Annotated in this window: 10 protein-coding genes and 1 pseudogene; 7 read left to right on the top strand and 4 right to left on the bottom strand. The window is 71.6% G+C overall.

Annotation, left to right across the window (positions count from 1 at the left end):
* A pseudogene (locus tag ABZ808_RS29835) lies at nt 1-92 on the top strand (phytochelatin synthase); the annotation flags it as partial.
* Nucleotides 93-861: 769 nt separating this feature from the next.
* On the opposite strand, the gene dusB reads toward ABZ808_RS29835, so the two are convergent.
* The 4 genes from dusB to ABZ808_RS29815 all read right to left on the bottom strand — a co-directional run bounded on the left by dusB (nt 862) and on the right by ABZ808_RS29815 (nt 4,438).
* Entirely contained in the window at nt 862-2,034 is a 1,173-nt protein-coding gene (dusB, locus tag ABZ808_RS29830; RefSeq protein WP_357012712.1) for a tRNA dihydrouridine synthase DusB, read from the bottom strand.
* 63 nt (nt 2,035-2,097) lie between these two features.
* Nucleotides 2,098-3,477, bottom strand: coding sequence for a glycine--tRNA ligase (locus ABZ808_RS29825; RefSeq protein ID WP_357012711.1), 1,380 nt, complete (start codon nt 3,475-3,477; stop codon nt 2,098-2,100).
* 115 nt (nt 3,478-3,592) lie between these two features.
* A complete protein-coding gene (locus ABZ808_RS29820) occupies nt 3,593-4,072 on the bottom strand; it encodes a hypothetical protein (RefSeq protein ID WP_357012709.1) in 480 nt (159 codons plus the stop codon).
* A gap of 24 nt (nt 4,073-4,096) precedes the next feature.
* Nucleotides 4,097-4,438, bottom strand: coding sequence for an antibiotic biosynthesis monooxygenase (locus ABZ808_RS29815; RefSeq protein WP_357012707.1), 342 nt, complete (start codon nt 4,436-4,438; stop codon nt 4,097-4,099).
* A gap of 29 nt (nt 4,439-4,467) precedes the next feature.
* Here ABZ808_RS29815 and ABZ808_RS29810 point away from each other — a divergent pair, with 29 nt between their 5' ends.
* The 6 genes from ABZ808_RS29810 to ABZ808_RS29785 are packed head-to-tail and all read left to right on the top strand — an operon-like array spanning nt 4,468 to nt 8,087.
* On the top strand, nt 4,468-4,725 hold the full coding sequence (locus ABZ808_RS29810) for a hypothetical protein (protein ID WP_357012705.1): 258 nt from the start codon (nt 4,468-4,470) through the stop codon (nt 4,723-4,725).
* Between the two features lie 54 nt (nt 4,726-4,779).
* On the top strand, nt 4,780-5,724 hold the full coding sequence (locus tag ABZ808_RS29805) for a metal ABC transporter substrate-binding protein (RefSeq protein WP_357012704.1): 945 nt from the start codon (nt 4,780-4,782) through the stop codon (nt 5,722-5,724).
* Nucleotides 5,721-6,482 carry a metal ABC transporter ATP-binding protein gene (locus tag ABZ808_RS29800; RefSeq protein ID WP_357012702.1) on the top strand — a complete coding sequence of 254 codons (762 nt, stop codon included), beginning with the start codon at nt 5,721-5,723 and terminating at the stop codon, nt 6,480-6,482. The genes ABZ808_RS29805 and ABZ808_RS29800 overlap by 4 nt, the downstream gene beginning before the upstream one ends.
* 2 nt (nt 6,483-6,484) lie before the next feature.
* Complete coding sequence (locus ABZ808_RS29795; protein ID WP_357012701.1) at nt 6,485-7,351, top strand: metal ABC transporter permease; 867 nt, start codon at nt 6,485-6,487, stop codon at nt 7,349-7,351.
* 41 nt (nt 7,352-7,392) lie between these two features.
* The gene (locus ABZ808_RS29790; protein ID WP_007463903.1) at nt 7,393-7,692 is read left to right on the top strand and encodes a metalloregulator ArsR/SmtB family transcription factor; all 300 of its coding nucleotides are present in this window, start codon (nt 7,393-7,395) and stop codon (nt 7,690-7,692) included.
* Nucleotides 7,689-8,087, top strand: a complete 399-nt coding sequence (locus ABZ808_RS29785) for a Fur family transcriptional regulator (protein ID WP_203150761.1) — start codon at nt 7,689-7,691, stop codon at nt 8,085-8,087. Before ABZ808_RS29790 ends, ABZ808_RS29785 begins: the two co-directional genes overlap by 4 nt.
* The last annotated feature ends 103 nt before the right edge of the window (nt 8,088-8,190 follow it).

The raw sequence follows: 8,190 nt of genomic DNA, 5'->3' as shown, positions 1-8,190 counted from the left end.
CCGACTCCGCCAACCCCAACACCGCCTCCTACGACGTCACCATCGACCACCTCGCCGACTGGATCGCCACCCGCGGCTACGCCACCAGCTGACCCCACCCACCACACACCACCGAAGGGCCGGACCCCACCAAGGGCCCGGCCCTTCGTCATGGGATTAGCCAGCGGCCAGGACGAGCCGGGCCCCGTGGCCCACGACCCCAAGGGCCGAACCCCACCCCGGGGCCCGGCCCTTCACCGTCACACATGTGAGCCGGCGGCGAGGACGGGCCGGGTGGTCCGCGGGCCCTTTGGAGCTGATGCCGTAGACGATTCACGCCACTCGCCGAGGCGATGACCCGCCAACGACAACCAAGGCGGCGATCCGCCAACGACGGCCCAAGCGGTGACCCGCCAACGACAAGCCGTGACCCGTCTACGACACGGTCGAGGGGCCATCGGTCAAGGCCTTCATCAGACAAGCGCCCGCCGAGGCGGTGATCCGTCTACGACATCAGCTCCAAAGGGAGCCAACCCAACCCCTACGCCCGCAGGCGCAAGGCCCGAGACGCGAGGCGCAAGGCCCGAGACATCAGGCGCGAAGCCCAAGCGCAAGGCCCGAGACGCCAGGCGCGAAGCCCAAGCGCAAGGCCCGAGACGCCAGGCGCAAGACGCCAGGCGCAAGACGCCAGGCGCAAGACGCCAGGCGCAAGACGCCAGGCCCCAGACGCCAGGCGCGACGCCCAAGCGCAAGGCCCGAGACGCCAGGCCCGAGGCGCGACACGCGAGGCCCGAGGGCCCGCGCAGCCCCACCACCCCGACGCGGGACGCGGCACCCACCCCATCAGCGCCGAATCGGTGCGCCCCCATGGGCCAGCGCGGATCAGCCGCCGGAGTCGTCCATCTCGGCGCCCTCGGGGACGGTGTCGTCGTCCCGGCTGGCCAGCCAGCCGTCGGGCAGGAAGACCTTGCCCGGCGAGTTGGTACGCCCGCGCGGCTGACCAAGGGCTGCCACCGGGAACGGCTCGGCCGGGTCGAGCTTGCCGAGCAGATCGTCGAGCTGGGCCAGGCTCTCGATCATCGCGAGCGAGCGGCGCAGCTCACCGCCAACGGGGAAGCCCTTGAGGTACCAGGCGACGTGCTTGCGGAAGTCGGTGCAGCCGTCCCGCTCACCCCGAGCCGGGTTGCGGGCACCCGCCACGAACTGGTCGACCAGCAGCTCGGCGTGCCGACGCATGGTCACCGCCACCTCGCCGAGGGAGGGCAGCCGCCGCTCAGGCCGACCGTTGAAGGCGGCTTCCAGGTCGGCGAAGAGCCACGGCCGCCCCAGGCAGCCACGCCCGATGACCACGCCGTCGACCCCGGTGTGGGCGACCATCCGCAACGCGTCGTCGGCCTCCCAGATGTCACCGTTGCCGAGCACCGGCACGTCGAGGGCCTGCTTCAAGGTGGCGATCGCGTCCCAGTCGGCGGTGCCCGAGTAGCGCTGCGAGGCCGTCCGCCCGTGCAGGGCCACCGCGGCCACGCCGGCGTCCTGGGCGGCGAGCCCCGCTTCGACGTACGTCAGGTGGTCGTCGTCGATGCCCTTGCGCATCTTGACGGTGACCGGCACGCCTGCCGGTGACGCGGCGGCCACCGCGGCCTTCACCAGCCGGGCGAAGAGCCGGCGCCGCCACGGCAGCGCCGCGCCGCCGCCACGCCGGGTGACCTTGGGCACCGGGCAGCCGAAGTTGAGGTCGATGTGATCGGCCAGGTTGCGTTCGACGACGATCCGCACGGCGGCGGCGGTGATCTCCGGATCGGTGCCGTAGAGCTGGAGGCTGCGGGGCTGCTCATCCGCGCCGAACGCGATCATGCGCAGCGTCTTCGGGTTCCGCTCGACCAGCGCCCGGGTCGTGATCATCTCGCAGACGTAGATGCCGCCGCCCTGCTCCCGGCAGAGCCGCCGGAACCCGACGTTCGTGATGCCGGCCATCGGCGCGAGCACTACCGGGGGCCACACCTGGTACTGCCCGAGCGTCAACGGGCGCAGCGCAGGCACGGTCGAGGCGGTCACCGGACAAGTGTACGGGGCCCCGACCGGCGCTTTTCGCGTCGGCCGAGGCCCCGTGCCACCGTCTCAGCAGCCAGGGAGGCGCTCGATCAGGTAACGCTCGACCTGGTCCAGGGAGACCCGCTCCTGGACCATGGTGTCCCGGTTGCGGACCGTGACGGCGTTGTCGTCCAGGGTGTCGAAGTCGACCGTCACGCAGAACGGGGTGCCGATCTCGTCCTGCCGGCGGTAACGGCGGCCGATCGCCTGCGAGTCGTCGAACTCCACCACCCAGCGCTTGCGCAGCAGCGCGGCGAGGTCCTTGGCCTTGGGCGACAGCGCCTCGTTGCGGGACAGCGGCAGCACCGCCACCTTGACCGGGGCCAGCCGCGGGTCGAACCGCATCACCGTGCGCTTGTCGACGCCGCCCTTGGTGTTCGGCGCCTCGTCCTCGTCGTACGCCTCCAGCAGGAAGGCGAGCACCGCGCGGGTCAGACCGGCGGCCGGCTCGATGACGTACGGCATCCAGCGCTCACTCTTGGTCTGGTCGAAGTACGACAGGTCGACGCCGGAGTGCTTGCTGTGCGTGGAGAGGTCGAAGTCGGTGCGGTTGGCGACGCCCTCCAGCTCGGCGAACTCGGTGCCGCCGAACTGGAAGCGGTACTCGATGTCGACCGTCCGCTTCGAGTAGTGCGAGAGCTTCTCGGCAGGGTGCTCGTAGAGGCGCAGGTTGTCAGCCGACAGGCCGAGGTCGAGGTACCAGTTCCAGCGCTCCTGGAGCCAGTACTCGTGCCACTGCTCGTCGGTGCCCGGCTCGACGAAGAACTCCATCTCCATCTGCTCGAACTCGCGGGTCCGGAAGATGAAGTTGCCCGGGGTGATCTCGTTGCGGAACGACTTGCCGGTCTGCGCGATGCCGAACGGCGGCTTCTTGCGGGCGACCGTCTCGACGTTCTTGTAGTTGACGAAGATGCCCTGCGCGGTCTCCGGGCGCAGGTAGTGCATCCCTTCGTCGCTCTCCACCGGGCCCAGGTACGTCTTCATCAGGCCGTTGAACATCTTCGGCTCGGTGAAGGTGCCCTTGTTGCCGCAGTTGGGGCAGTTGACCTCGGCGAGCGAGGTCGGCGCGTGGCCGTGCTTGGCCTCGTACGCCTCCTCGATGTGGTCCGCCCGGAACCGCTTGTGGCAGAACTGGCACTCGGTGAGCGGGTCGACGAACTCGGCGATGTGGCCGGACGCCTCCCACACCTTGCGGGCCAGGATCACCGCGGAGTCGAGGCCGACCACGTCGTCGCGCTGCTGGACCATGGTCTTCCACCACTGCCGGCGGACGTTCTCCTTGAGCTCCACGCCGAGCGGACCGTAGTCCCACGCCGATCGGGTGCCTCCGTAGATCTCGCTGGAGGGGAAGACGAAGCCTCGGCGCTTGGCGAGGCTGACGACGGCGTCGATACGGTCGGCTGGCATGTTTCCTCCTACGCCGGCTGGCGGTCGGCGGGGGCGAGATGTGGATGGATCGGGCGGTTCGGGACAACGGTACGACCACCGGCACCCCGAGCGACAGCAGAATACCGGGGGCGGCTCAGCTCACCCCGCAGACCTCCATGCCGCCGGTCTCACCGTCCTGGCCCAGGGTGACCTGCTGCTGTTCCCGGTCGCCGCCGTCGAGCGTGACGTCGACCGGCACGGTCAGGTTGGTGGTGTCGACCTCACCCACGCGGAAGGCGGAGACCTGCGGCTCGGCAGCAGCCCTGCGCTCGAACTCGGGGCGCGACTCGCGCCGCTGCGCGTCGTCGCAGAGCTGGTCGTACGCCCGCCCGTAGTTCCGCTCGACCAGCGCCTGGTAGTAGTCGCCGGTCACCGTGCGGCCCTGCTCCCGGATCGCCTGCACACCGCTGACGGCCAGGCCGACGATGGCCGTGCCTCCCCCTCCGCAGCAGAGCAGGATGGCGAGAGCGCCGACGCCGAGGCCGATCCAGAGCCGGGTCCGGCGGCCCTCGGTGGGCGGCGCGGCGAACGGCGGAGCCACACCGGGACCGGGCGGCGGGGCGGGTGCGGTCATACGAGCAGGGTAGTGCCCGACGGCTCAGCGGTAAGGACCAGCAGCCCGATCACTCTCGGCGACCACCACTGCCCCACCGGGCGCCGCGCTGGCCAGCGCCTCGTACGCGGACGGTTCGTCGACCGACTCGGCGAGCAGCGGCACGGCGCTGACCTTGACCTCGAAGGCGCCCAGGGCCCGCCGGTAGGTGCCGACCGACTCCCACTCGGTGACCAGCGACCAGTACCGGGGGTCGTCGAGCGCCCGGACAAGTTGACCCCGCAGGTAGCCGGGGCGGGCGGCCAGCGCGGTGAGGGCGGCGTGCGCCCGTTCGGTGAAGCCGTCGGCGACATCGACGTCGACCACGAACCGGTTGGTCACCAGCAACGGGGGTGCCTCCTCGTAGAGTCTGTGGGATGCAGCGTACGCAGCGCCCTCTGCTGGCCCGGTTGGCCGGGGCCAACCCGACGTCGGTGTTCCTGCTCACCCTGGTGGTGGTGCTTGTCGCGTTCTTCACGCCAGGGGTGATCGGCGGGCTGTTGACGCTGGCGCTCGCCGCGGCCCTGATCGCCCTGCTGGTGACCACCTGGGCGGTTCAGGCGCCGCAGACCCGGCTGATCCGGCTGTTGATGTTGACCCTGCTGGTGACGGTGGGCCTGGCGAAGCTGCTCTGACATGCAGTTATGCGTTTTTGACAATCATTGTCGTTGCCACGGACAGTTGGGGGCATGACCAACCGCACCACGTCCCGTGTCCTGGCCGCCGCGACCGCCCTGCTCGTCCTGGGGGCCGGGGCCGGATGCGCCACCGACGGCCCGGCCGGCGCCGATCCACAACGGGTCGACGTGGTCGCCGCGTTCTACCCGCTCCAGTTCCTCGCCGAGCGGATCGGCGGCGACGCGGTCCGGGTGACCAACCTGGCCAAGCCCGGCGCCGAGCCCCATGACCTGGAGCTCAGCCCGAAGCAGGTCGGCCAGGTCAGCGACGCGGAGTTGATCGTCTACCTCAAGGGCTTCCAGCCGGCGGTCGACGAGGCGGTCGCGCAGGGCGGTGGCGACCGGGTGTTCGACGTGGCGAGCGTGCAGCCGCTGCTGGATGTGAGCGCTGGCGGCCACAGCCACGACGACGAGCAGGGCGACGAGGATCACAGCGGCGGCAAGGATCCGCACGTCTGGCTCGACCCGACCCGGCTGGCCAGCATCGGCGACCAGCTCGCCGAGCGGCTCGGCAAGGCCGACCCGGCCCACGCCGCCGACTACACCGCCCGCGCCGCGACGCTGCGAGCCGAGCTGACGACGCTGGACGGCGAGTTCACCGAGGGCCTGCGGACCTGCCAGCGGCGGGAGATCGTGACCAGCCACACCGCGTTCGGCTACCTGGCCGACCGGTACCAGCTGGAGCAGATCGGCATCACCGGGCTGAGCCCGGACGTCGAGCCCTCGCCGCAGCGGCTCGCGCACGTCATCGAGGAGGCGAAGGAGCACCAGGCCAGCACGATCTTCTTCGAGACGCTGGTCAGCCCGAAGGTGGCCGAGACCATCGCCGGTCAGGTCGGAGCGAAGACCGCGGTGCTCGACCCGATCGAAGGGCTCGCCGCCGGCAACGGCGCCGACTACCTTTCGGTGATGCGTACCAACCTGGAGACCCTGCGGACGGCGTTGAGCTGCTCGTGAGCGCACCTGTGATCACCGTCGAGCACGCAGCGGTCGGCTATGACGGCCGCCCGGTGCTGCGGGACGTCTCGCTCACCGTGACCGCCGGGGAGGTGGTCGCGGTGCTCGGCGCCAACGGCTCCGGCAAGTCCACGCTGATCCGCGCCGTGCTCGGGCTGGTGCCGCTCAGCGCCGGCTCGATCACCCTCTTCGACCAGCCGCTGCGCCGGTTCCGGCAGTGGCAGCGCATCGGGTACGTCCCCCAGCGCCTCGGCGCGGGCGGCGGCGTACCGGCGACCGTCCGCGAGGTCGTGGGCTCCGGCCGGCTGGCCCGCCGGGGGTTGCTCCGCCCCCCTGGCGCGGTCGACCGGGCCGCCGTCGACGACGCGCTGCGCGCGGTCGGGCTCGCCGACCGGGCCGCCGACCCGGTGGCCACCCTCTCCGGGGGCCAGCAGCAGCGCACGCTGATCGCCCGTGCGCTGGCCGGCCGACCGGAGCTGCTGGTTCTCGACGAGCCCACTGCCGGCGTGGACGCGGCGAGCCAGGAGGCGTTCGCCGGCGCGCTGCGCGAGTTCGTCGACGATGGCGGGACCGTGCTGCTGGTGGCCCACGAGCTGGGCCCGCTGCGTCCCGTGATCAGCCGGGCAGTGGTCGTCCACGAGGGCGGCATCTGCCACGACGGCGCGGTGCCGGACCCGGCCGGCCACCACGCCGAGCCCGACCACGACCACGTGCACCCGCACGGTCCCGACGAGCCCGCCGGGCTGTGGAGCAGCTGAGCATGGAACTCTTCCAGTACCCGTACATGCAGCGTGCCCTGATCGCCGCGCTGGTGATCGGCTTGGCCGCGCCGGCGCTCGGCATCTACCTGGTGCAGCGCCGGCTCACGCTGATCGGCGACGGCATTGGGCACGTGGCGTTGACCGGCGTCGGCGCGGGTCTCCTGCTCAACCGCTCGCCGGTGCTGGTGGCGGTGATCGTCGCCACCGTCGGCGCGATCGCCATCGAGTTGGTCCGCGCCCGCGGGCGTACCTCCGGTGACCTGGCCCTGGCCCTGCTCTTCTACGGCGGCATCGCCGGTGGTGTGCTGCTGGTCGGCCTCTCCGACGCCACCAGCGCCAACCTCAACTCCTACCTGTTCGGGTCGCTGACCACCATCTCCGCCGCCGACCTGACCACCATCGCGGTGCTCGGCGCGGCGATCCTCGTCACCATGATCGCGCTGCGGCCGGCGCTCTTCGCGGTCAGTCACGACGAGGAGTACGCCCGGGTCTCCGGCCTTCCGGTGCGTACCCTCAACCTGTTGATCGCGGTCACCACGGCGGTCACCGTGACGATCGCGATGCGGGCCGTCGGGGTGCTGCTGATCAGCGCGTTGATGGTGGTTCCGGTGGCGACCGCCCAGCAGGTCACCCGCGGCTTCCGCAGCACGATGACCGCCGCGATGGCGCTCGGGCTCTTCGCCGCCGGCACCGGCGTCTGGGTGGCGGCGACGGCGGACACCGCGCCGGGCGCCTCGGTGGTGTTGATGGCGATCGCCTCCTTCCTGGTGGTGGCCGTGGCCGGGGGCATCTGGCGGGCGCTGCGCCGCCGGGCCGCGCCGGCCTCCGTATCGCCACCCGAACCGCACGAGGTCGTGCTCCACTGACAGGATCGGCGGATGTCGGTGGAATTGGTTACCGTTACAGAATGACCAGCGCTACGGGTTACGAGGGCTTCGACGGGGCGAGCGAGTTGCTCCGCGCCCTGTCCGCACCCATCCGGCTGGCTATCGTCAGCGAGCTCGCCGGCGGCGAGCGGTGTGTGCACGAGCTGGTGGAGAAGCTCGGCGCCGCGCAACCGCTGGTCTCCCAGCACCTGCGGGTGCTGCGCGGCGCGGGCGTGGTGCGGGGGTCCCGCCGGGGCAGGGAAATCGCCTACAGCCTGGTCGACGAGCACGTGGCGCACATCGTGGCGGACGCGGTGAGCCATGCCGGGGAGGGGTCATGAGCGAGAGCGGCGCCGCAGTGCGCAACACCCGGCAGCGCTCGGCGGTGAGCGCCCTGCTGGGCGAGATGGAGGGCTTCCACAGCGCCCAGGATCTGCACGCCATGCTCCGGCAGCGCGGTGAGCGGGTCGGCCTGACCACCGTCTACCGGACGTTGCAGGGGCTGGCCGACGCGGGCGAGATCGACGTGATGCGCCCGCCGGGCGGCGAGCACCTCTACCGCCGGTGCAGCGAGGGTCACCACCACCACCTGGTCTGCCGGGCCTGTGGGCGCACGGTCGAGGTGGCCGGGCCCGCGGTGGAGAGCTGGGCCGACCGGGTCGCCGCACAGCACGGTTACGCCGACGTCAGCCACACCCTGGAAATCTTCGGCACCTGCCCGGCCTGCGTCCGCTGACAGCCGCGCCCCGCCCGCCGGTCCCGACCACCCCCGTAGATCGTGCTGCATCGACGGTCGGCGCCCGAGGGCTGATCCGACGGGTGCCGGGTCGGGCCGTTCG

This window comes from Micromonospora sp. NPDC047527 (assembly GCF_040643015.1).
GTDB lineage: Bacteria > Actinomycetota > Actinomycetes > Mycobacteriales > Micromonosporaceae > Micromonospora.
The sequence above is the reverse complement of the archived record's forward strand: the minus strand, read 5'-3'. Positions and strand labels throughout refer to the sequence as shown.

Coding starts and splice junctions, on each gene's coding strand:
- ABZ808_RS29825 (WP_357012711.1), bottom strand. CDS start 3,477: ATGCCAGCCGACCGTATCGACGCCGTCGTCAGCCTCGCCAAGCGCCGA.
- ABZ808_RS29820 (WP_357012709.1), bottom strand. CDS start 4,072: ATGACCGCACCCGCCCCGCCGCCCGGTCCCGGTGTGGCTCCGCCGTTC.
- ABZ808_RS29810 (WP_357012705.1), top strand. CDS start 4,468: ATGCAGCGTACGCAGCGCCCTCTGCTGGCCCGGTTGGCCGGGGCCAAC.
- ABZ808_RS29805 (WP_357012704.1), top strand. CDS start 4,780: ATGACCAACCGCACCACGTCCCGTGTCCTGGCCGCCGCGACCGCCCTG.
- ABZ808_RS29795 (WP_357012701.1), top strand. CDS start 6,485: ATGGAACTCTTCCAGTACCCGTACATGCAGCGTGCCCTGATCGCCGCG.
- ABZ808_RS29790 (WP_007463903.1), top strand. CDS start 7,393: ATGACCAGCGCTACGGGTTACGAGGGCTTCGACGGGGCGAGCGAGTTG.
- ABZ808_RS29785 (WP_203150761.1), top strand. CDS start 7,689: ATGAGCGAGAGCGGCGCCGCAGTGCGCAACACCCGGCAGCGCTCGGCG.